This is a genomic window from Bradyrhizobium sp. USDA 3256, from assembly GCF_054058275.1.
In genome coordinates this window covers 3562480-3585302 of record NZ_JBSSAE010000002.1, presented here as the reverse complement: position 1 = coordinate 3585302, position 22823 = coordinate 3562480, and the positions used below count along the sequence as shown (strand labels likewise).

The following is a 22823-nucleotide window of genomic DNA, read 5'->3' as shown; positions in this document are numbered from 1 at the left end:
CACACGCCCGACGGCATTGATCGGATGATCTGAACAACTGGTTAGATATTTGCGTTTCTGCGATCGGTCGGGCTGGCCTATACGATTCAAAACCGTCGCCTCTCGCCCGGAACAGTCAGATGAACGCACCGACCAGCTTGCTTTCGACCGCCGCACGGACCGCCGCTCCGGCTCACGGGAGCGTCGACCCCGCGTCCTATCGCGCGGCGATGCGCCACCACGCCGGCGCGGTGACGATCCTGTCGGCGGGCGGGCCGGGCGACAGAACGGGGATGACGGCGACGTCGGTCTGTTCGCTGTCGGACACGCCGCCGCGGCTGATCGCCTGCGTCAACCGCTCGGCGAGCGCGCATGGCCTGATCCGGCGCACTGCAGCCTTTGGCGTCAACATGCTGCACGCCGACCAGGCGGAGCTGGCCAATGTGTTCGCCGGCCGCCGCGGCATCGAGCGGGACGATCGCTTTTCCGACGCCGACGGCTGGCTGTCGCTTGCCACCGGCGCGCCGATCCTGCGGGATGCGCTGATCGGCCTCGACTGCGAGCTGATCGACGAGCATGCGCACGACACGCATTCGATCTTCGTCGGCGCGGTCCGCGCGATGCATCTGCGTGAAGGGGAGACGCCGCTGATCTATTTTGGTGGCGCGTTCTGCGGATTGGCCCGGCGGACCTAAGGGCGCGGCTTGAGGAATTTGTGAATCACTGATGTCAGCGCGCCGGCGGCCGGCGAGAACGATTGTCCGCGCAGCGAGACGATGCAGACCGTGCGCTCCAGCGTCGGATTGACGATCGGCAGCGCCTGCATCGTCTTCTTGATCGGCCGCGGCAACGCGACCTTCGGCAGGATGCCGACGCCGAGGCCGGCGCCGGCCAGCGCGGCCAGCGTGTAGCTGTGCTCGACCTCGAACTTGATCTTCATCTGCAGATTGCGTGTGGCGAGCGCGCGCTCCAGCATCGAGCGCAGCGCCGCCGATTTTGAGTTGAGCAGGATCGGATAGGCGGACAGTTCGGTAAGGTCGACCGCGCTGCGCTTGCGGAACGGAAACGCTCTTGTAGCCAGCGCATAGATCGGGTCGTTGAACAGCGGCGCAAACTGAAACTCGGTCGAGCCGTCCATCTCCGGCCCGATGCCGAAATCCGCCTCGCGCCGGCGCAGGCAGTCCAGCATGTCCTCGGCGGCAAGCTCGCGCAGATTGATGTTGATGCCGGGATAGCTCGCCTGGAAGGCATGCAGCGCCTGCGGCAGGATGGTCGCGGCAATGGTCGGAACGCAGGCCAGCGACAGCGTGCCGCGCTGGATGTCGATGACCTCGCGGATCTCGCGCAGGCCGTTCTCCCATTCGCCGAGCGCGCGCCGCGCATGCGTCAGCAATTGCAGGCCCTCAGCGGTCAGCTCGACGCGCCGCGTGGTGCGATGAAACAGGGCGGCGCCGACCTGGTCCTCCAGCAGCTTGATCTGCATGCTGACCGCGGATTGCGAGCGGTTGAGCTGCTCGGAGGCCTGGCGAAAGCTCTTGTTCTCGGCGACCGCGATGAACATGTGCAGCAGCTTGAAATTGATCTGCGACATCGTTTTGCCCTGCAGGGAATTGTCCCGAAAAACCGAACAGTTCTTAAGATAATCTCGTTAGAAAGATCAGTGTCGGACATCTAGCATGACTGTGTTGGCCGTGGGAGACGATCCTGCGGCGCGATGCAGAAAAGATGCTCCGATGTCCTTCACCGTCACCAAGCCGCGCACGCGCCGCGTCCAGCGTTCCGAACTCGCGGTTCCCGCGACCTCGACCCATTTCTTCGAACGCGCAGCAAGTAGCGCCGCCGATTTCATCTTCCTCGATCTGGAGGACGCGGTTGCGCCGCCGCGAAAACCCGAGGCGCGCGAGATCGCGATCGAGGCGTTGAACCGGATCGACTGGGGCAACAAGACGCTGGCGGTGCGGATCAACGGGCTCGACACCGAATGGGCGCATCGCGACATCATCGAGATCGTCAGCCGCGCGCCGCGCCTCGACCTCGTCATGGTCCCGAAGGTCGGCACCGCCTTCGACGTCCAGTTCGTCGATGCGCTGCTGACGGGGCTCGAGCGTGAGTTCCCGCGCACAAGGCCGCTGGGCATCGAGATCCTGATCGAGACCACGCTTGGGCTCGCCAATGTCGAGGACATCGTGCAGGCGTCGGAGCGACTGGAAGCGGTCATCTTCGGCATCGGCGATTACTCGATCGATCTGCGCACCTGCGGCGAGATCATCGGCGCCTCCGATCCGCGCTATGCCGTGCTCACCGATGCCGGCGAGGACGGCGCGCGCCGCATGCACTGGAACGACCAGTGGCACTTCGCTCTCGCCCGGATCGCCAATGCCTGCCGCGCCCGCGGCCTGCGTGCGATCGACGGCCCCTATGCCAATTTCGGCGATGCCGCAGGGTTTCGCGCCAGTGCGGCGCGGGCGGCCGCGCTCGGCTTCGAGGGCAAATGGGCGATCCATCCGTCGCAACTCGAGGCTGCCAACGAGGTGTTCTCGCCGACCGCACGCGAGATCGGGTGGGCGCGCGAGATCACGGCGAAAATTCAATCCGCCAGCGCTGGCGGCGACGGCGCCTTCGGACAGGACGGCGTGCTGATCGATCTTGCGGTGCTCAAGCGCGCGCAGGCGATCATCGACCGCCATGACGCAATTCTGTCGGCGGGCAGGGCAGGAGCGCGCGATGTCGCATGAGCCACCGCTGGCCGGAATTCGCGTGCTCGACATCGCGACCTTCGTGGCGGCGCCGTTCTGCGGCACGGTGCTGTCGGATTTCGGCGCCGAGGTGATCAAGATCGAGCAGCCGGGCACGGGCGATCCCTTGCGCCGGTTCGGCACCCCGAGCGACTGCGGCGACACCTATGTCTGGCTCAGCGAAGCCCGCAACAAGAAGTCGGTGACGCTCGATCTGCGCAGCGAGGGTGGCGCCGCGCTGTTTCGCGAGTTGGTCCGCCAATCCGACGTGGTGCTGGAGAACTTCCGGCCGGGCACGCTGGAGAAATGGGGGCTCGGCTTCGAGGCGCTGCGCGAGATCAACCCAAAACTCGTGATGCTGCGCATCAGCGCCTACGGGCAGGACGGCCCGTTGCGCGACAAGCCCGGCTTTGCCCGGATCGCGCACGGCTTCAGCGGGCTCGCTTATCTTGCCGGCGAGGCGGGGCGGGCGCCGGTGATGCCGGGCTCGACCTCGCTCGCCGATTATATTTCCGGGCTGTGGGGCGCGCTCGGCGTGCTGCTGGCGCTACGCCATGCCGATGCCACCGGACACGGGCAGGTGGTTGACATCGGGCTATATGAATCGGTGTTCCGGCTGCTCGACGAGATGGCGACCGTGTTCGCCAAGACCGGCTTCGTCCGCGAACGCCTCGGCGCCGACACCGTCAATGTCGTGCCGCACAGCCATTACCAGACCGCCGACGGCAAATGGGTGGCGCTGGCCTGTTCGAGCGACAAGATGTTCGAGCGCCTGGCGCAGGCGATGCAGCGCCCTGAACTCGCGACCGACCCGCGCTATGCGGCCATGGCCGGCCGCCTGGCGCGGCGCGAGGAGGTCAACGGGATGGTCGCCGACTGGATCGGCTCCATGCCGCTGGAGACGGCGCTTGCCGAGTGCGAGCGCTACGACGTGCCCTGCGGGCCGATCTACAGCATCAGTGACATCTTCGCCGACCCGCAGTACCGCGCGCGCGGCAACATCGCCGAGGTGCCGTCGCGCGCCGGCCTGATCGCGGTGCCGAGTGCGATCCCAAAAATGTCGCGCACGCCGCCGCGGTTCAGGCATGCCGGCGTCGCGCTCGGCGCGCACACCGACGAGGTCCTGACCTCGCTTGCCGGCGCAACCGCGGCGGCGCTCGCCGCGCTGCGCAACGACGGGGTGATCTGACATGAACCAATTCTCCGGCGGCCACGAAGGAACCACGCCATGACCAGGCAGATGAAATTGATCGGCTTCCTGCAGGCCCAGAATTGCTCGAACTATCCCGCCTCCTGGCGTCATCCGGACTCGAAGCCAAACTGGTTCTCGCGCGACTACTATCAGGAAATCGGGCGCACGCTGGAGCACGGCAAGTTCCATCTCGCCTTCTTCGACGACCGGCTCGCGATCCCCGATCGCTTCGGTGACGATTTTCGCGAGACCATCCGCCACGGCGTGCGCGCGGCGAAGCTCGATCCGGTCTCGGTCGCGCTCACGATGGGATTGGCGACCGAGCGGCTCGGCATCGGCGTGACCTATTCGACCACCTATTACGAGCCGTTCCACGTCGCGCGCGTGTTCGCGACGATGGATCTGCTGCTGAACGGCCGCGCCGCCTGGAACGTGGTGACCTCGCTGAACGACTCCGAGGCTGCGAATTTCGGTGCCTCGCAGCATCTCAGCCACGATCTGCGCTATGACCGCGCCGACGAGTTCATGGAGGTTGTGCTCGGCCACTGGAATAGCTGGGAGGACGGCGCGGTCAGCTTCGATCGCGAGAGCGGGCTGTTCGCCGATCCGGCCAAGGTGCACCGGCTCGACCATCACGGGCAGTTCTTCCGCTCGCGCGGGCCGTTCACGGTGCCGCGCTCGCCGCAGGGCCATCCGGTGATCATTCAGGCCGGCCAGAGCGGCCGCGGCAAGACCTTCGCGGCGCGCTGGGGCGAACTGATCTTCGTGATCTATCCCAATCTCGACATCGCGAAGAAGCAGTATGCCGACTTGAAGGGGACGCTCGCCAAGACGGGCTGGGACATCAGCATCGCGCCGGCGGTCTATCCGATCGTCGCCGAGACCCAGGCCGAGGCCGAGGACAAGTTCGCCGCGATCAACCGGCTCGCCAAGCCGATCGATGCGCTGACGCTGTTGTCGGAGGTGCTGAACTACGATTTCGCGGCCAAGCCGATGGACGAGCCGTTCACGTCGGACGAGCTGGCTTCGATCAGCGGATTGCAGGCGATCCGCGACCGCGTGATGAATCTCAGCGGCAAGCCCAATCCGACGCCGCGGGACTTCGTGCAGTTCAGCGGGCGCGGGACGCTCGCTGAACTACCAACCTTCGTCGGCTCGCCCAAGGCGGTCGCCGATCAGATGGAGCGCTGGTTCTGCGAAGGCGGCTGCGACGGCTTTGTCGTGGCGGCCACCCATGTGCCCGGCACCTACCAGGACTTCGTGCGCCTCGTGGTGCCCGAGCTGCAACGCCGCGGCCTGTTCCAGCGCGACTATCAGGGCGACACATTGCGCGAGAATCTCGGCCTGCCGCGGCCGCAAGCCGTGCATGCAAGCGCAGACGAGGAGGCGCGCGTCTCGACCGGATGACGCCGGACAGAACGCCGGCGCAGACAACGATCAAAACAAAATCAAAATCAGGGAGGCTGAAGTGACCAAGGGCGTTAACGCGGGGGGCCGGCTCGACAGATTGCCGATCGCCGGATTTCACTACCGGATATTCGCGCTGATCGGAGCCGGACTGTTCGTCGACGGCTTCGAGATCTTCCTCGCCGGCAGCATTCTCGGCGCGCTGGTTCAGTCCGGCTATTCGGACCTCGCCCAGAATGCACGCTTCATCTCGGCGACCTTTGTCGGGATGCTGATCGGTGCCTGGCTGGCGGGCATCGCCGGCGACCGCTTCGGCCGCAAGTTCGCCTACCAGGCCAACCTCCTGATCTTCGGCCTCAGCGCGCTGGCGGCAACGCTCGCGCCGTCGATGAACTGGCTGATCGGGGCCCGCTTCGTGATGGGCCTCGGGCTCGGCGCCGAGATCGTCGTCGGCTATGTCGTGCTCAGCGAATTCATCCCGCCGCAGCAGCGCGGCCGCTGGGGCGCGGCGCTCGCGACCTGCACCAATGGTGCGCTGTTCGTCGCGACGCTGGTCGGCTGGGTCGTCATTCCGCATCTCGGCTGGCGCTGGATGTTCGCGCTGTGCGGCATCGGCGCGATGATCGTCTGGTTCCTGCGGCGCTCGCTGCCGGAATCGCCACGCTGGCTCGAGACGCAGGGCAAGAGCGCCGAGGCGGAGGCGGTGCTGGCGGCGATCGAGCAGGAGGTCGGCAAGGGCAGGACCCTGCCGACCCCGGCCTATCAGCCGGCCCCGGTGCAGCCGGACGTTCGCTTCACGCGCCTGTTCTCGCGCGCGTTGATCGCGCGGACCATCGTCGGCTGCCTGATCCTGATCGGGCTCAACACCGCAGTCTACGGCTTCATCGCCTGGATCCCGACCTTCTTCGTCAAGCAGGGCATCAACCTGTCGTCATCGCTCGGCTACACCATGCTGATGACGCTCGGCAGCCCGCTCGGCACGCTGTCGGGCATGTGGATCGGTGAGAAGATCGACCGCAAGCCGTCGCTGATCGTGCTGTCGCTAGCCGCGGCCGGGCTCGGGCTGATCTATCCGATGTTCATCAACCCGGTCGCCTTCGTCCTGATCGGCTTCCTGCTCGTGTTCACGGTGGCGGTGATGCTCGCGCTGGCCTGGGGGCTCTACATCCCCGAACTGTTCCCGACCGAGCTCAGGATGCGCGGATCCGGCATCTGCAACACGGCCGGTCGCCTGATGTCGATCGTGACGCCGTTCATCGTGGTCGAGCTGTTCACAAGGTTCGGCGTCACCGGCGTCGTCTCTGTGGTGGCCGGGCTCCTGGTGGTGCAGGCGATCGCGGTTGCGGTGCTCGGCATCGAGACCCGCAAGCGTCCGCTGGAGGCGTTGCGGCCGGAGGCGATGGACGGCGAAGCTTCGCCTGCGCAGGCGCACAGCACGCTGCAACCGAGCACTGGCAGGATCGCCGGCGGCGGGGATTAGGCGTCGGGCAGACGCGCCGGTCGGAAAATGGCCGCGTTGACGCCCGCAGTGCACCCAGATGCGGGCGTTCAACAATCACTCAGGTCGATTTCATTCCGCGGCGGAAATCAGCGCGGTTTGATTCACTCGCGTCTCGCCCGTGAGATTGTCGACAGTGACATGCGTGTCGTACCAGGTCAGCCGCGGCCGGGCTCCGAACCGCTCAGTCAGCTCGGCGATCTTGGCCTCGGTGAACCATGCCTCGGCGGCTTCTCGGCTCTCCCACAGGTAAACGCCGCCCGTGCCGGCCTCGCCGTTGAGGTAGTCTTTACGGATCAGCCCCTTTGTTGCGAGCTTTCGATAGGTGGGGGCGCTGCCCATGCCACCCCTGATGGACTGTTCTTCGGTTCGCTTCGGAAGGTCGAATTGAACGATAACGATGCACTGTGCCATTCCGGTTCTCCGATCTGAGTCAGATGAGTCAGGTTCGTTCGGCGGCACGCCGATCACTGCAGCATACAAGGTCGGCATTACCCTTGTCCCGCCTAGATCCGATCCTTTCGCTGCCGGCGGAGCGGGCTGGACGGCTCATCGGTGCTGAAGTTCCGCTTGCACGAGACTTTTGGTGGACGCGTGGAAGGAGGCGGGCTAAAGCCCCACGAGGTTCCCTTGCATCCCGTGAATCCCGCTCGTGAGTGCCACGCAGAACAATTTCCTCGCTCAGGCGCTGCAACAAGGCGCGATGGCATTGCGGGCGCAGCAGTTTGCGCAGGCGGAGCAGATCGCCACCAACATCCTGAAATCGAACCGTACCGACAGGCATGCCGCGCTTCTGCTGGCACATGCGCTGATGGGGCAGAAGCGGGGCGGCGAGGCGATCGCAGCGCTCGAGCGCGTTGCGCGTCGCGGCGACGATGGAGAGGTCGAGACCTTGCTTGGCGCGCTGCTGTGCGGCGCCGGCCGCGTCACCGACGGCATCGCACAGCTTCGGCGCACGGCGGCACGCCGCCCGCCATACTTGCCGTCTTTCCAGGAACTCGCCGGGCAGCTTGCCAAAGCCGGTCAGCACGATGAGGCGATCAACACGATCGAGGCCGGTCTCGCGCTCGCCCCTGAGAGCGTCGACCTGAAGCTCGATCTCGGGCACTTGTTGCAGGAGACCAATGACATCGCGCGGGCTGCAAGCGTCCTGACGGCGGCACGTGATGCTGCGCCGGGGCGCCCCGACGTTCTCAACCAGCTCGGGCGGGTCCTGATCCTCGTTGGCGACTACGCCGCAGCCGCGGATGCGTTCCGCCGCGTGCTCGCGCAATACCCGGATGATCGCTCGACCCGCGCCCACCTCGCCACCTGCCTTTTCGAGCAGGGTGAGCGCGATGCAGCCGAGGCGGCGCTGCGCTCGGTGATGCGCGGTCAGCCCCAGCTGTTTGGACGCGCGGCATTCGTCATGGCCTCGGGATCTCATGGCCGCTTCTTCTTCTCCCAGAGCGCCGCTGTGAAGTTCCTCGGCGGGGAGTGAGATTGAGCACGGCGGACGGCATTCCGCCTCGCCTTACGCCCTGAAGTTTCTCCGGTAGAGGTTCGGCTGCCGTCGGAGCTCGGTGCGGAGTTCGCCGACCCGCTTGGCGTCTTCGGCGCTGAACGGGGATGCCTGCGCGGTCCAGTCGTCTCGCTTGACGGGAATACATTGCGCGATCGGAGTCCCCTTGGGGAGCACGCCTCGGAAGTTCCTGTCGTGCCAGTACGCCGGAAAGTGCACCCAATTGTCGGCATAGAGGTCGGAATTGACCAGGCCGCTGAGTGTGGTGAATGGCAGGTCGAAGCGGTTGACGGGATGGGTGAAGTAGATCGCGTAGCCTTCCGGGGCTTCGACGGTCCACAAATTGTGGAATTTGAGAAAGAAGCGGCCCTCTTCAAACAGCGGAGTGCCGGTGACCTGACCCGGGTCGTGGAAGCCGATCGGTGAGCGTGGAAATTCCGGCGTGCCTCCCGGCGGCAGGTCCTGGTCCCAGGTGATTTCGCCGTCCTCGACCTTGAGATCGCAAACCAGCGGCAGCAAGAACCCGCAGGTCATCGCATCCACGAACGGCGGGCAGCGCTTGATGGTGTCCTCGTCGTGCAGGTTGATCGAAGAGAAGGCCGTCGCCGGCATGGCCTTGAGCCAGTCGGGAACGCCCTGGGCCGCCGGTATGGGGGCCGGTATCAGTCCGTCAAGCTCCGTCGGACAACGGAATTTGAGCGTCAGCTTGTTGTTGGTCGACATTGGGCGCTCCGTTGTCCGGTTGACCTACATGAACGCACGGCAAAGGTGAAGCTGCGATCGATCGCAACAATGGCCATGTAGGATAGGTGGAGCGAAGCGATACTCATCAATCTCCGCGCGGCCAGATGATAGGTATCGCTGCGCTCCACCCATCCTACGGATTACCGTCTGGGACTAGCTCATGAGATACTTCGCCACCGCCGGCTCGTTCCACTCGATGCCGAGCCCGGGACCCTTGGCGGTCACCGCGCCGTCGACGATCTCGGCGGGCCTTGTGAGGATGGAGCCGGCGAAGTCGAGGAATTCGAGCCAGTGCGCGGTCGGCGTCACCGCGAGCAGATGCGCGCTGACCTCCGCGAACAAATGGCTCGACATCGGAATCGATGCGGCGTCGGCTTGTCCTGCGACCTGCATCCAGCCGGTGACGCCGCCGACCTTCATGACGTCGGGCATGATGAAGTCCGATGCGCCGGCGGCGATCGCTTCGGCGAAGCCGCGCGGAAACCACCAGTTCTCGCCGGCCTGGATCGGCGTCGGTGAGGTCTCGCGGACTTTTGCGTGGCCGGACAGGCTCTCCTGCGGCACCGGCTCCTCGATCCAGTGCAGATCGTAGGGCGCAAGGCGGGCGATGCGGCGGGTCGCCTCCGCCGGATCGAGCGACTGGTTGAAGTCGATCATCAACGCGATGTCGGGACCGAGCAGGGTGCGCACGCCCTTCACGACGCGCTCGTCATTGGCGGCATCTCCGTCGCCGCCCTTGATCTTGATGCCGCGAAAGCCCTGGTCGAGCGAGCGCCGCAGCGCGCGCTCGTCGGCGACGGGATCGACCACGCCATAGCTGTCATAGGCCTTGATCGGCTTCGCCGAGCCACCGAGCAGTTCGACCAGCGGCCGGCCGGCGAGCTGGCCGACTACATCCCAATACGCCATGTCGAGACCGGATACCGCCATGCCGACCAGGCCCTGCCAGCCGAGCAGCCGAAACTTGGCGTCCATTGCCTTCATCAGGTCGAACGGCGCGACCGGCTTGCCGATGAGTTCGCGGCCGATCTCCTCGATCAGATAGGCAAGAGGTTTAAGCGTGAGCTTGCTGTAGGCGAAGATGTAGGTGCGGCCGGTAACGCCTTGGTCGGTCTCGACATCGATCAGAACCAGCGGGCCGGAATCGATCACGCCGAAGGCGTTCTTCACAGGGCGCTTGAGCGGCACCACGACGCTTCGCGCACGAACTCCGCGGATCGCTGCAACTGTCTGGCTCATGGACGTTTCCTCTTTTTGTTATTGGACACTGTACCATCGGACGAGCCGCGGCGCGGCCCAGTCGGTCGCGACCTGCTCGATCAGATAGCGGCCCGGATATTCGGCGAGGAAGGCGATGCGCTGGGTCTGGCCCGGTTCGACCGCAAGCGTGTCGAGCCAGAACGGCTTCCAGCCGTCGTCGAGCCGATCGAGCAGACGAAAATGATGGCCGTGCAGATGAAAGACGCTGGCGACCGGGCCGCGATTGGTCAGCGCCAGCACGGCCGGCCGGCCGGCTTTGGCCTGAAAGGCCGGCGCGGCCGATGGCTTGAAGTCCGCCGGGCGGAACCATTCGGTCGGCGTGCCGAGGGTTAGCTCGAACCTTGCGGCGCTCTTGAGATCGAGCTGGGCTGGCATGTCGTTGCCGGGCAGCGGTGGAGCCGGCGGGAACGGCGCCGGGCGGACCGGCGGGTCGTTCGAGACGGCCAGCTTGCCGACCGGGCGGGCCAGCGTGCCGTCGTGCAGCAGGATCGCGAAGCTGGTTCCGGCCGGTCCGGCCGCGTCGACGAACACATCGGTGCGGCCGCCGGGAGCCAGTACCAGCGCACCGTTGCGGGCCGGAAACGGTTCGGCCGGCTGGCCGTCGATGGCCATCACTCGGACGTCAAGGTTCTCCAGCTTGACCGCCAGCACGCTGCGTTGGCTGCCGTTGATAAAGCGGAGTCTGAGCCGGGCATTGGCCGGTGCCGAGATATCGTATGAGGTTTTGCCGTTAATCGTATGAATTCGCGTCGAATCTTTTGGATCATTGCCGGCCGGGATTGCGCTTCCGTCCGGCCGCAGGCGCCACTCCTCGATCAGCAAGACCTCGTCGCGATCGATCGCGACCGGCGAGGTGCCGGTCACGATCAGCGGTCGCGGCCGTGCCGGTGCGGTGCCGCCATCGCCGATCAGCGGCTCGCACAGGAAGGTGCCGGCATGCCGAAGCGGCAGCTGGAAGCTATCCTTTCCCCCGGCGGCAAGCAGCGCCCGGGAGGCCAGCGGCTCCGCCGCCGCGACGCCGTCGAGCCCGCGGCAATCCAGCGCGGCCGCGACCGGCAGGTCATTGCCAAAGGTGACGTCAAGGATCTCGCCGCGCTTGAAGCGGAGGTCGCCGCTGCCGAGTGACCAGACCGGTATCTCCGGTCCGCCACGACCCGGTCCGTTGCCCGGACGAAGCGAGATCCGGTCGGGTTTGGCCTGGAGCGCGACCGCGATCCGGCCCTGTGCCGCGCCGGTGGCCGGCAGAGCGGGGCAAAGCGCCGCGGCCCCAAGGGCGGCGATCAGGCTGCGCCGGGTGAGTGAAAATTCGGGACTTGCGGGAGGACTTGTCATCCGGCCGATGCGGACCATTTTCAAGTGTACCTGTCCAGTCGCGATCGGTCGCAGGGCGGGCTCAACAGCGGCCATTTTTTTGCTGCGAACCGGTGGGCGCATGTTATAAGCCCGGCCGCCCGCGGCATCGCGGCCGGACTGGGATGCTTTTCGCGCGGGCGTGGCGGAACTGGTAGACGCGCTGGATTTAGGTTCCAGTGACGAAAGTTGTGGGGGTTCGAGTCCCTCCGCCCGCACCAAGCGCTTACAGCGTTTGCATGACGAATTCTTGGAGAACCTTTGGCCCCGACGGGGTGAGGGTTCGCCGAACCCACAGACGTTAGGCCGCAAGGTCCATCGTCGAACAGATTGAACACTGCCACGGCCGCTCGGGCCGCGGCAAAAGCGGAAGAAGATTGATACCATGCAGGTCACCGAGACCCTCAACGAGGGATTGAAGCACGAATTCAAGATCAGCGTCCCGGCATCCGATCTCGATGCCAAGGCCGACGCCAAGCTGGTCGACCTCAAGGACAAGGTCCGTCTCAACGGCTTCCGTCCCGGCAAGGTGCCGGTGGCGCATCTGAAGAAGATCTACGGCCGGTCGGTGATGGCCGAGACCATCGACCAGACCATCAGCGATACCAACCGGCAGATCTTCGAGGATCGCGGCTTCCGCCTCGCCGGCGAGCCGAAGATCACGATGCCGACCGAGAAGGACCAGGTCGAGGAATTGCTGTCGGGCAAGACCGACCTGACCTACACCGTCGCGATCGAGGTCGTGCCGCCGATCCAGCTCGCCGATTTCAAGTCGTTCTCGGTCGAGAAGCCGGTGGTCGAAGTCTCCGACGCCGATGTCGACGATGCCATCAAGCGGATCGCCGAAGGCAGCCGCCCGTACAATGCCAAGGCCGAAGGTGCGGCGGAGAAGGGCGACCGCGTCACCATCAGCTTCAAGGGCACCATCAACGGTGAAGCGTTCGAGGGCGGCACCGGCGAGGGCATCCAGGTCGTGATCGGCGCCGGCCAGTTCATCCCGGGCTTCGAGGAGCAGCTGATCGGCATCGGCACCAATGAGACCCGCACGCTGAAGGTCTCGTTCCCGAAGAACTATCTGAACGAGAAGCTCGCCGGCCAGCCGGCCGAGTTCGAGACCACCGCGACGCTGATCGAGGCGCCCGGTGAGACCACGATCGACGACGAGTTCGCCAAGACGCTTGGCCTGGAGTCGCTCGACAAGCTGAAGGAAGCCGCCCGCGAGCGCCTGACGGCCGAGTTCGCCGGCGCCACCCGTCAGAAGGTCAAGCGCGCGCTGCTCGACCGGCTCGACGAGAGCCACAAATTCGAGGCGCCGCCGTCGCTTGTCGCCGAAGAGTTCAACCTGATGTGGAACTCGATCAAGGCCGAGATGGACTCGTCCGGCAAGACCTTCGCCGACGAGAACACCACCGAGGAAGCGGCAAAGGAGGAGTACCACAAGATCGCCGACCGCCGCGTCCGCCTCGGCCTCGTGCTGTCGGAGATCGGCGAGAAGAACAAGATCACCGTGACCGACGACGAGGTGTCGCGCGCCGTGATCGAGCGTGCACGCCAGATGCCCGGCCGCGAAAAGGAAGTCTGGGACTACTACCGCAGCAACGCCCAGGCGCTGGCCCAGCTCCGCGCCCCGATCTACGAGGACAAGGTCGTCGACTTCGTCCTGGAGCTCGCCAGCGTGACCGAGAAGAAGGTCACCAAGGAGGAGCTGTTCAAGGATGAAGACGCCGAGAAAACTGCCGCTTAATTTCGGCACCTCGCGTTAATGATGAACCGCGAAAGCGCGCCTGGCGAGGGTCCCCGTCGCTAGGCGCGAAGACGCGAATCAGCTTGAACTTCTGCGACCTGCCCAGGTGGCTAGTGCGGCGAGTTGACGGCCTTGTCGGCCGGAAATTGGCCCATATCTGGGTTAAGCCTTGAGGCAGTAGTCTTGAGCCAAGTAGTCTTGAGCAAAGTTCTGCATCACCCCTAACCCTTGGGTTCTTTCATGCGCGATCCCGTTGAAACCTACATGAACCTCGTGCCGATGGTCGTCGAGCAGACCAATCGCGGCGAACGCGCCTACGACATTTTCTCGCGCCTTTTGAAAGAGCGCATCATCTTCGTCACAGGTCCGGTGGAAGACGGCATGTCGACGCTGATCGTCGCGCAGCTGCTGTTCCTCGAGGCCGAGAATCCGAAGAAGGAAATCTCGATGTACATCAACTCGCCGGGTGGCGTGGTGACGTCGGGCCTCGCGATCTACGACACGATGCAGTTCATCCGTCCGCCGGTATCGACGCTGTGCACGGGGCAGGCGGCCTCGATGGGCTCGCTGCTGCTGGCTGCCGGCGAGAAGGACATGCGCTTTACGCTGCCGAATTCCCGCATCATGGTGCACCAGCCCTCCGGCGGCTTCCAGGGCCAGGCCACCGACATCATGCTGCACGCGCAGGAGATACTGAATCTCAAGAAGCGCCTCAACGAAATCTACGTGAAGCATACCGGCCAGACCTACAAGGCGATCGAGGACGCGCTGGAGCGCGACAAGTTCCTTACCGCCGAGGACGCCAAGGCGTTCGGCCTCGTCGACAAGGTCATCGACAAGCGTCCGGACGATCCGGCCGCCGCGAAGGCCGCCTGATCTGGGCAGGTATCTCGAGGCGTCGGTGTGATCTCCACATTGACGCCTCACATAACCGGCAAAAGCAGGGTGGTGACCGGCCCGCGGGTGCATGCGCGCGGGCGGAAAGTTCCGGTTTCGTGCTCATATACTGACGTGGTAATCCCGCAACGTTCCGTGGATTTCGACGCGTATTCCACGTGCGATCGTTGAAAATCACGGTATTGTCACGGTGTTGAGCCGGCCATCCGATTAGCGAATTCTTGATAGTCGGGTGCCAGCATGGTTGGCTGTGATGCATCGGCTATGATCGCGGAGATTCGAATAAACCGTGATCCACACGGTCAGTATTGCGTAGGGTCTTTTTTGGTACGGAATTTGCTCTATCTACCCAACAACCCGGTTGTGTGCCGGATTGGGTCGATCTGGCAAACGAGATCGAACGGCGGACGGAGATAATGAATGAGTAAGGTCGGCACGAGCGACGCCAAGAACACGCTATATTGCTCGTTCTGCGGCAAGAGCCAGCATGAAGTTCGCAAGCTGATTGCCGGACCGACTGTCTTCATTTGCGACGAGTGTGTCGAACTGTGCATGGACATCATTCGCGAGGAGAACAAGTCCTCGCTGGTGAAGTCGCGCGACGGCATCCCGACGCCGAAGGAAATCTGCAAGGTCCTGGACGACTACGTGATCGGCCAGAGCCATGCCAAGAAGGTGCTGTCGGTCGCTGTCCACAACCACTACAAGCGGCTTAACCATCAGACCAAGCACAACGACGTCGAACTGGCAAAGTCGAACATCCTGCTGATCGGTCCGACCGGTTCGGGCAAGACGCTGCTCGCGCAGACGTTGGCCCGCATCCTCGACGTGCCCTTCACGATGGCGGATGCGACGACGTTGACCGAAGCCGGCTATGTCGGCGAGGACGTCGAGAACATCATCCTGAAGCTGCTGCAGGCCGCCGACTACAATGTCGAGCGCGCGCAGCGCGGCATCGTCTATATCGACGAGATCGACAAGATCAGCCGCAAGTCGGACAACCCCTCGATCACCCGCGATGTGTCGGGCGAGGGTGTCCAGCAGGCGCTGCTGAAGATCATGGAAGGCACGGTGGCCTCGGTCCCGCCGCAGGGCGGCCGCAAGCATCCGCAGCAGGAGTTCCTGCAGGTGGATACCACCAACATCCTGTTCATCTGCGGCGGTGCGTTCTCGGGCCTCGAGAAGATCATCTCCGCGCGCGGCCGCTCGACCTCGATCGGCTTCGCGGCGCAGGTGCTCGCGCCGGAGGATCGCCGCACCGGCGAGATTTTCCGTCACGTCGAGCCGGAAGACCTGCTGAAGTACGGCCTGATCCCGGAATTCGTCGGCCGTCTGCCCGTCGTTGCCACGCTGGAGGACCTCGACGAGACCTCGCTGAAGAAGATCCTGACCGATCCGAAGAACGCGCTGGTGAAGCAATACCAGCGGCTGTTCGAGATGGAGAACATCGAGCTGACTTTCGCCGACGAGGCGCTTGGCGCGGTCGCCCGCAAGGCGATCGAGCGCAAGACCGGCGCGCGCGGCCTGCGGTCGATCCTGGAGAGCATCCTGCTCGAAACCATGTTCGACCTCCCGGGCCTGGAAGGCGTCGAGGAAGTCGTGATCTCGCGCGAGGTCGTCGAGGGAACGGCGCGTCCGCTCTACATCTACGCGGATCGTTCCGACCGCGCTGTCGAGAGCAGCGCGAGCGCCTAAACGGCGCTCATCTCGACCCGTCAAAAATGCGCGGCTGCCGGACGCTCCGGCGGCCGCCATGGCGCAGCAGCGGCGCCCTTGCGGCGTAGCAGCAAATGCTTGTTTAGCCTATATTTCCCGACACTTCTGAGACTTGACACCCCCCCGCCTGATAGCCACCTAATGCTATCGGTGAGGGATCTCATCCGTTGAGATTCGTCGCTTCACGATGCGGAATAAGCGGCTGCCGACAGCATTCGCATTCCGCATCACCAAGGCACCTTGTGGCGGTTGCGCAAGCAGGCGGACTGCGTGCAAGGGGGCACAACAAAAGGATTAGGCCATGACGACCTCAAAACCCCGGCCAACGATCGTCCACGGCGAAAGCCACTCCTATCCGGTGCTGCCGCTCCGCGACATCGTCGTCTTCCCGCACATGATCGTGCCGCTGTTCGTCGGCCGCGAGAAATCGATCCGCGCGCTCGAAGAGGTGATGAAGAACGACGCGCTGATCATGCTCGCGACGCAGAAGAACGCGTCCGATGACGATCCGGCACCCGATTCAATTTACGAGACCGGTACGCTCGCCAGCGTCCTGCAGCTCCTGAAACTGCCCGACGGCACCGTGAAGGTGCTGGTCGAGGGTCTCGAGCGCGCGCGCGTCGAGAAGTATTCCGACCGCAGCGAATATTACGAGGCGACCGCGGTCGCGCTCGCCGACACTGACGCCAACTCGGTCGAAGCCGAGGCGCTGGCGCGTTCGGTCGTGTCCGACTTCGAAAGCTATGTGAAGCTGAACAAGAAGATCTCCGCCGAAGTCGTCGGCGTGGTTCAGGCGATCACCGATTTCGCCAAGCTCGGCGATACCGTTGCCTCGCATCTCGCGGTCAAGATCGCCGATCGGCAAGCGATCCTGGAGACGTTGTCCGTCACGCAGCGCCTGGAGAAGGTGCTGGGCCTGATGGAGAGCGAGATCTCGGTGTTGCAGGTCGAGAAGCGCATCCGCTCGCGCGTCAAGCGCCAGATGGAGAAGACCCAGCGCGAGTATTACTTGAACGAGCAGATGAAGGCGATCCAGAAGGAGCTCGGCGACGACGAAGGTCGCGACGAGCTGGCCGATCTGGAGGAGAAGATCTCCAAGACCAAGCTGTCCAAGGAAGCGCGCGAGAAAGCCCAGCACGAGCTGAAGAAGTTGCGCCAGATGTCGCCGATGTCCGCGGAAGCGACCGTCGTGCGCAACTATCTGGATTGGCTGCTGTCGATCCCGTGGGGCAAGAAGTCCAAGGTCAAGAAGGACCTCGAGGCCGCGCAGGCGGTGCTGGACTCCGATCACTACGGGCTCGAGAAGGTCAAGGACCGCATCGTCGAATATCTCGCGGTGCAGTCGCGCGCCAACAAGCTGACTGGACCGATCCTGTGCCTGGTCGGGCCTCCCGGCGTCGGCAAGACCTCGCTCGGCAAGTCGATCGCGAAGGCCACGGGGCGCGAATTCGTGCGCGTGTCGCTCGGCGGCGTGCGTGACGAGGCCGAGATCCGCGGTCACCGCCGCACCTATATCGGCTCGATGCCCGGCAAGATCATCCAGTCGATGCGCAAGGCGAAGACCTCGAACCCGCTGTTCCTGCTGGACGAGATCGACAAGATGGGCGCCGATTTCCGCGGCGATCCGTCGTCGGCGCTGCTTGAGGTCTTGGACCCCGAGCAGAACTCGACCTTCAACGACCACTACCTGGAGGTCGACTACGACCTGTCCAACGTGATGTTCATCACGACCGCGAATACGCTGAATATTCCTGGCCCGCTGATGGACCGCATGGAGATCATCCGGATCGCCGGCTACACGGAGAACGAGAAGGTCGAGATCGCGCGCAAGCATCTGATCCCGAGCGCGCTGTCCAAGCACGGTCTGGACTCCAAGGAATGGTCGATCGACGACGCGGCCTTGCTCTTGATGATCCGCCGCTACACCCGCGAAGCGGGCGTGCGTAACCTGGAGCGTGAGCTCTCCACACTCGCCCGCAAGGCGGTGAAGGAGCTGATGATCTCCAAGAAGAAGTCGGTGAAGGTGACCGAGGCGAACATCGAAGAGTTCCTCGGCGTTCCGAAGTATCGCTTCGGCGAGATCGACGACGAGGATCAGGTCGGTATCGTCACCGGTCTGGCCTGGACCGATGTCGGCGGCGAGTTGCTCACCATCGAAGGCGTCATGATGCCCGGCAAGGGCAAGATGACCGTCACGGGCAATCTGCGCGACGTGATGAAGGAGTCGATCTCGGCGGCGGCGTCCTACGTCCGCTCGCGTGCGATCGTCTACGGCATCGAACCGCCGATGTTCGACCGCCGCGACATCCACGTTCACGTGCCGGAGGGCGCGACGCCGAAGGACGGTCCGTCCGCCGGTGTGGCGATGGCCACCGCGATCATCTCGGTCATGACCGGCATCCCGGTCCGCCACGATGTCGCGATGACCGGCGAGATCACGCTGCGTGGTCGCGTGCTGCCGATTGGCGGTCTGAAGGAGAAGCTCCTGGCTGCCGCCCGCGGTGGCATCAAGACGGTGCTGATCCCGGAGGACAACGCCAAGGATCTCACGGAGATCTCCGATGCGATCAAGGGCGGCATGGACATCATTCCGGTCTCGCGGCTGGATGAGGTTGTCGCCAAGGCGCTGGTCCGCGTGCCCGCGCCGATCGTCTGGGAAGAGGAGACCAGCAAGGTCGACGTCAAGCCCGATGCTTCGGATGAGGCGTCCGGTGGCCTGACGGCGCACTGAAGCGAGCTCCGATCGACATAAGAAAACGGCGCCTTCGGGCGCCGTTTTTGTTTTCGCTGTTCGCGATCAGGTCGGGAAGGCTGCGGCTCTGTCCGCGGCGGCAAAGTGCGCCATCTGATCGGCATGCGCCTTTGCGAAAGCCGGCCGCGCCGTGGCACGCGCGACGTAGTCGCGACACGCGGGATATTCCGCCAGTCCGTCGAAGCGGTCGACCAGGCGCAGCACATCCGCCATGAGAATGTCGGCGACGGAGAACGGCCCGGCCAGCCATTTGCGACCCGTCAGCACCGGCTCCATGTGCCTAAGCCGGGATTGCAGGAAGCCGTCGAAGCGTGTCCATGCCGACGTGCCGCCGCTCTCGCCCGAGAACACCAGGAGCGACCAGGGCAGGCTCGCCATCTCGACCGAGTTGAGCGCTGCGAACAGCCATTTCAAAGCCTCGCTGCGCTGGCGCGGATCGGTCGGCAGCAGCGCGTCGCTGCGCTCGCCGAGATGCAGCAGGATCGCGCCGCTCTCGAAGATCGAGACGTCGCCGTCGGTCAGCCACGGCACCTGACCGAACGGCTGGTGCGCGAAGTGCTCGGGGCTCCGATCGCGAAACGGCACGCTTGCAACGCGATACGGCAAGCGCGCCTCCTCCAATGCCCAGCGCACGCGGAGGTCGCGCACAAATCCCCGCGGCATCTCCGGAACCCAATCGAAGGTGGTAAGCGTCAGGTCGGCCATTGGGTATCTCCATTTGCTGGCTTCACAGCAAAGAACGAACCAATGGCGCGTGTTCCGACACCCCGACTGGCTTTTTCGTCGTTGCGGTACGGAATGATCGAGCCGCCGACGTGGGTACGCCGGCGCCGGAACTACTCTTTCCTTTCGACGACGAAATTGCCGATCGCGCCGAGTGCCATCAGCACGCTGGTGCCGAGGAACACCGCGGGCATGCCGATATGGCCGCCGATGAAGCCGCCGGCGAGCGGGCCGATCACCTGGCCGGCATATTGCGCCGAGATCGAGTAGCCGAGCATGCTGCCGGTGACCGCATCAGGCACGTTGTGCCGGATCACGCTCGCGATGCAGGGCAGGAGGCCGCCGAGCGCGAGCCCCATCAGGAAGCGCAGCAGGATCAACTGCCAGCCGCTGACCACGAAGGCCTGGGGGATCAGCAGCAGCGCGGAGACCGCAAGGCAGATGGTGATGATCCGCCAGTGGCCGACCCGATCGGCCAGCTTGCCGAGATGCGAGGACGACAGCAGGCTGCCGAAGGCCGTCGCCGACATCACGACGCCGGCCACGAACGTGACCTGCGGCGCCTCGACCAGTTGCGCGACATAGACCGTGATGATCGGCTCGATCGACATGTTGGCGACCATCAGCAGCAGGCCGGTTCCCCACATCGCGACGACAGGGCGCTTGTCCGGGACCAGCGACCAGCCGCCACGCGCCTTGCCGCCTTTCGCCGTCTTCGGGCGCGCTTCCTCGCGGATCAGGAACGTGGTGCCGAGGAAGGTGAAGAAGATGACGCCGCCGATCAGGAAGAAGGTCGCGCGGATGCCGATCAGCCCCGGCAGCACGCCGCCAATCAAGGGACCGACCAGGCTGCCGGCCATGATGCCGGCCGACAGCACGCCGATCGCCCAGCCGGAGCGCGCCTTCGGCGTCTGCGCCGCGACCAGCACGGTCGAGCCCGAGGCGTAGCCGCCGAGCAGGCCGGTCAGCAGCCGCAAGCCAACCAGCTCATAGACATTGTGCGCCATGCCGATCAGCGACATCGCGACGGCCATGCCGAGGCTGGCGCGGATCAGCATCAGCTTGCGGCCGTAGCGATCGGCGAGCCGTCCCCACAGCGGCGCCGTCAGCGCCGCGCTGAAGAAGGCCGCGCCATAGGCGACGCCCGACCATTGCACGATCGCGGCATGATCGGTCACGCCGAGCTGCTCGACATAGAGCGGCAGGAACGGCAGCAGCAGCGTCATCCCCACGATTGTCGTGAAGGAGCCGAACACGCAGACGATCAAATTGCGTTTCCAGGGGCCCGCGTCGAGCAGGGCTTCGCGATCGACTTCGATGTTCATGTCAGCGCAACCCGATCACGGCGAAGCCGCGCGCCCGCAGGCCGCGGCGATCCTCGTTCAGCGAACGCAGCAGGCGATCGCGGGTATCGGTGATGTGGTCGGCGGCCTCGCGCGCGGCGGCCTCCGGATCGTCGGCCTTGATGAAGCCGAGGATGCGCCGGTGCTCGCGCCAGGCCTGCTCGCGCGACGGCTCGGTCCACACTTCCAGCCAGCGCGCGCGTGACAGCCGGGTCATGGCGCCGGCGATCGCCTTGACGATGAAGGGATTGCCGGAGAGCCGCGCGATCTCGACATGGAAATCGGTGCCGACCCGATGCCATTCCTCGCGCGGCGCGCCGGACTGGCAGGCATCCAGCATCTCCTCGACGCCGGCGATATCGGCTGCGCTCGCCCGCGCGCAGGCGAGGCGCACCGCCGTCGTCTCCAGCGGAATCCGGAACTCGGCAAGCGCCTCCAGCTCACCGAGGTCGATCGGTGCGACGATCCAGTTGCGGCCGTCGCGGCGCACCAGCTCTTCGCCTTCGAGCCGGACCAGCGCGGCACGGATCGGCGTGCGCGATCCCTCGAACCGGCTCTCCAGCCAGCGCTCGGTCAGCCGCTCGCCGGGGCCCAGGTCGAGCGACAGGATCATCTCCCGGAGCTGGTCATGGATCTGAAGCATCTGCGACATGGCGCCGTCCTTGGCCGCTCCTTGGCGGGCGTGGAATCTCGATCAGACGGCTTTCGTATCCCGATTTGGTATCCCAAACAATGCGGGTACGGGATACCGGCGTTGCTCCGTTAAAGGAGGTGGGCCGAGAGCCAGGGCCCTGGACAATGGAACCGCGCTCACGGCGGCTGCTTTGTTTGACGGAATTGGAGAGCGCCAGATGCACATCGACGGGCAATGCCATTGCGGGGCTATCACTTATCAGGCCGAGATCGATCCCGAACGGGTGTCGATCTGCCATTGCACGGACTGTCAGGCGCTGACCGGCTCGCCCTACCGCGTCACGGTGATCTGCGACGCCGAACAGGTGCGGCTGACCGGAGGTGCGCCGAAGGTCTACGGCAAGCGGGGCGATAACGGCCGAATCCGTTTCCAGCACTTTTGCGGCGACTGCGGTTCGCCGCTGTTCACGAGCGGCGAGGACGGCGGGCCCGACGACTGGGGCATCCGCTGGGGCAGCATTCGCCAGCGCGGCCAATTGACCCCGCGACGCCAGGTCTGGTGCCGCTCCGCCGCGCCATGGATCAATGATCTCAAGGAATTGCCAGCGCGCCCGACGGACTGGTGCTGACGGATTGAGGCGTTGCGGCCTTGCGCCTCGGGGGCAGGCGAGGCTAAAGAGGCGCGCAGGTAAGGGCGGCTAGCTCAGCTGGTTAGAGCATCTCGTTTACACCGAGAGGGTCGGGAGTTCGAATCTCTCGCCGCCTACCAGCCTTCGTCCTGCGGGCTACGGCTGGGCAAGCCAGCCTTTGAGCACGAATTCATCCGCTTGTTCGGTTCGCAGGGCGAAGGCTGTCACGCCAAAGCTCGAAGTGCGCAGGCGGACTGGCTGCCTAAACGCGTGCGGGCGTGCTTCCCCCTTCGGATCCGGCCCTACGGTTGCAGCATCCTGATGGTCGCGATCGGCCACTTCCCGATGTGGCCCTTGATCGAGATGCGCAACCCGTGAGATTCGTCCAGAAACACGCCCTCGACGGTCCCTGCGGTTCCATCGGTGAGAACCGCGGCTCGTCCGACCAGCTCGGCCTCCGCTTGCACATGCTCGCGCAGGATGACGGTGGCGCGGTGTTTCACGAGCTGCAAAGCCGCCTCTGGTTGATGAGCCCTGCGGAGTAAGGCCATTGCATGGCTCTCGGTGAACGCGCGGAGAGGGCGCGATCCCGGCCGTGGGGTAGTCTCATGGGGATGGCCGTGACCGCGCTTGCTCCGCGCTGGCGTGCCGAATGTCATTCGATACCCGATGGTGCGAAAGATGCCGAAAGTCACGCGCCCAGATTTGATGCCGACGCTG

20 protein-coding genes and 2 tRNA genes are annotated in these 22823 nt (G+C 64.8%); 13 read left to right on the top strand and 9 right to left on the bottom strand.

Annotated elements, in window-relative coordinates; all coding sequences use genetic code 11:
• Positions 1-119 precede the first annotated feature (119 nt).
• The gene (locus ACVWY5_RS18580) at positions 120-674 is read left to right on the top strand and encodes a flavin reductase family protein (RefSeq protein WP_028333942.1); all 555 of its coding nucleotides are present in this window, start codon (positions 120-122) and stop codon (positions 672-674) included.
• Here the strand turns inward: ACVWY5_RS18580 and ACVWY5_RS18575 are convergent.
• Positions 671-1570: a LysR family transcriptional regulator gene (locus tag ACVWY5_RS18575; protein ID WP_038377426.1), complete on the bottom strand. Its 900-nt coding sequence runs from the start codon at positions 1568-1570 to the stop codon at positions 671-673. The two genes, ACVWY5_RS18580 and ACVWY5_RS18575, sit on opposite strands and share 4 nt — an antisense overlap.
• 142 nt (positions 1571-1712) lie before the next feature.
• Here ACVWY5_RS18575 and ACVWY5_RS18570 point away from each other — a divergent pair, with 142 nt between their 5' ends.
• The 4 genes from ACVWY5_RS18570 to ACVWY5_RS18555 all read left to right on the top strand — a co-directional run bounded on the left by ACVWY5_RS18570 (position 1713) and on the right by ACVWY5_RS18555 (position 6793).
• On the top strand, positions 1713-2714 hold the full coding sequence (locus tag ACVWY5_RS18570) for an HpcH/HpaI aldolase/citrate lyase family protein (RefSeq protein ID WP_028333943.1): 1002 nt from the start codon (positions 1713-1715) through the stop codon (positions 2712-2714).
• Positions 2704-3903 carry a CaiB/BaiF CoA transferase family protein gene (locus ACVWY5_RS18565; RefSeq protein ID WP_028333944.1) on the top strand — a complete coding sequence of 400 codons (1200 nt, stop codon included), beginning with the start codon at positions 2704-2706 and terminating at the stop codon, positions 3901-3903. Before ACVWY5_RS18570 ends, ACVWY5_RS18565 begins: the two co-directional genes overlap by 11 nt.
• Positions 3904-3942: 39 nt before the next feature.
• On the top strand, positions 3943-5313 hold the full coding sequence (locus ACVWY5_RS18560) for an LLM class flavin-dependent oxidoreductase (RefSeq protein WP_028333945.1): 1371 nt from the start codon (positions 3943-3945) through the stop codon (positions 5311-5313).
• 61 nt (positions 5314-5374) lie between these two features.
• Positions 5375-6793, top strand: coding sequence for an MFS transporter (locus tag ACVWY5_RS18555; RefSeq protein WP_038377428.1), 1419 nt, complete (start codon positions 5375-5377; stop codon positions 6791-6793).
• A 90-nt stretch (positions 6794-6883) separates the two neighbouring features.
• Here ACVWY5_RS18555 and ACVWY5_RS18550 read toward each other — a convergent pair whose 3' ends face one another.
• Positions 6884-7303: a monooxygenase gene (locus ACVWY5_RS18550; RefSeq protein ID WP_244978391.1), complete on the bottom strand. Its 420-nt coding sequence runs from the start codon at positions 7301-7303 to the stop codon at positions 6884-6886.
• A gap of 211 nt (positions 7304-7514) precedes the next feature.
• Between ACVWY5_RS18550 and ACVWY5_RS18545 the strand changes: the two genes are divergently transcribed.
• Positions 7515-8291, top strand: coding sequence for a tetratricopeptide repeat protein (locus ACVWY5_RS18545; protein WP_028333946.1), 777 nt, complete (start codon positions 7515-7517; stop codon positions 8289-8291).
• A gap of 33 nt (positions 8292-8324) precedes the next feature.
• Here the strand turns inward: ACVWY5_RS18545 and ACVWY5_RS18540 are convergent, their stop codons facing one another.
• The 3 genes from ACVWY5_RS18540 to ACVWY5_RS18530 all read right to left on the bottom strand — a co-directional run bounded on the left by ACVWY5_RS18540 (position 8325) and on the right by ACVWY5_RS18530 (position 11666).
• Positions 8325-9035: a hypothetical protein gene (locus ACVWY5_RS18540; protein WP_028333947.1), complete on the bottom strand. Its 711-nt coding sequence runs from the start codon at positions 9033-9035 to the stop codon at positions 8325-8327.
• Between the two features lie 174 nt (positions 9036-9209).
• On the bottom strand, positions 9210-10295 hold the full coding sequence (locus ACVWY5_RS18535) for an enolase C-terminal domain-like protein (RefSeq protein ID WP_028333948.1): 1086 nt from the start codon (positions 10293-10295) through the stop codon (positions 9210-9212).
• A gap of 18 nt (positions 10296-10313) precedes the next feature.
• A complete protein-coding gene (locus ACVWY5_RS18530) occupies positions 10314-11666 on the bottom strand; it encodes a multicopper oxidase domain-containing protein (protein ID WP_051376121.1) in 1353 nt (450 codons plus the stop codon).
• 136 nt (positions 11667-11802) lie between these two features.
• On the opposite strand from ACVWY5_RS18530, the gene ACVWY5_RS18525 reads away from it, so the two are divergent.
• From ACVWY5_RS18525 to lon, 5 genes are all read left to right on the top strand, one after another.
• Positions 11803-11887 (top strand) — tRNA-Leu (locus ACVWY5_RS18525).
• A 164-nt stretch (positions 11888-12051) separates the two neighbouring features.
• A complete protein-coding gene (gene tig, locus ACVWY5_RS18520; RefSeq protein WP_028333950.1) occupies positions 12052-13410 on the top strand; it encodes a trigger factor in 1359 nt (452 codons plus the stop codon).
• Between the two features lie 240 nt (positions 13411-13650).
• Positions 13651-14286 (top strand): ATP-dependent Clp protease proteolytic subunit, encoded by a 636-nt coding sequence (locus ACVWY5_RS18515; RefSeq protein ID WP_016847729.1) that lies wholly within the window; start codon positions 13651-13653, stop codon positions 14284-14286.
• Between the two features lie 441 nt (positions 14287-14727).
• Positions 14728-16002 carry an ATP-dependent Clp protease ATP-binding subunit ClpX gene (gene clpX, locus ACVWY5_RS18510; RefSeq protein ID WP_018271869.1) on the top strand — a complete coding sequence of 425 codons (1275 nt, stop codon included), beginning with the start codon at positions 14728-14730 and terminating at the stop codon, positions 16000-16002.
• Between the two features lie 322 nt (positions 16003-16324).
• Entirely contained in the window at positions 16325-18754 is a 2430-nt protein-coding gene (lon, locus tag ACVWY5_RS18505) for an endopeptidase La (RefSeq protein ID WP_028333951.1), read from the top strand.
• A gap of 66 nt (positions 18755-18820) precedes the next feature.
• Here the strand turns inward: lon and ACVWY5_RS18500 are convergent, their stop codons facing one another.
• The 3 genes from ACVWY5_RS18500 to ACVWY5_RS18490 all read right to left on the bottom strand — a co-directional run bounded on the left by ACVWY5_RS18500 (position 18821) and on the right by ACVWY5_RS18490 (position 21493).
• Positions 18821-19480, bottom strand: a complete 660-nt coding sequence (locus ACVWY5_RS18500; RefSeq protein ID WP_028333952.1) for a glutathione S-transferase family protein — start codon at positions 19478-19480, stop codon at positions 18821-18823.
• 131 nt (positions 19481-19611) lie between these two features.
• Positions 19612-20823, bottom strand: coding sequence for an MFS transporter (locus ACVWY5_RS18495; protein ID WP_028333953.1), 1212 nt, complete (start codon positions 20821-20823; stop codon positions 19612-19614).
• A gap of 1 nt (position 20824) precedes the next feature.
• Positions 20825-21493: a GntR family transcriptional regulator gene (locus ACVWY5_RS18490; protein WP_028333954.1), complete on the bottom strand. Its 669-nt coding sequence runs from the start codon at positions 21491-21493 to the stop codon at positions 20825-20827.
• Between the two features lie 199 nt (positions 21494-21692).
• On the opposite strand from ACVWY5_RS18490, the gene ACVWY5_RS18485 reads away from it, so the two are divergent.
• Positions 21693-22103 (top strand): GFA family protein, encoded by a 411-nt coding sequence (locus ACVWY5_RS18485; RefSeq protein ID WP_028333955.1) that lies wholly within the window; start codon positions 21693-21695, stop codon positions 22101-22103.
• Between the two features lie 63 nt (positions 22104-22166).
• A tRNA-Val gene (locus tag ACVWY5_RS18480) sits at positions 22167-22243 on the top strand.
• A 162-nt stretch (positions 22244-22405) separates the two neighbouring features.
• On the opposite strand, the gene ACVWY5_RS18475 is transcribed toward ACVWY5_RS18480, so the two are convergent.
• Positions 22406-22615 (bottom strand): hypothetical protein, encoded by a 210-nt coding sequence (locus ACVWY5_RS18475; protein ID WP_016847733.1) that lies wholly within the window; start codon positions 22613-22615, stop codon positions 22406-22408.
• Between the last annotated feature and the right edge of the window lie 208 nt (positions 22616-22823).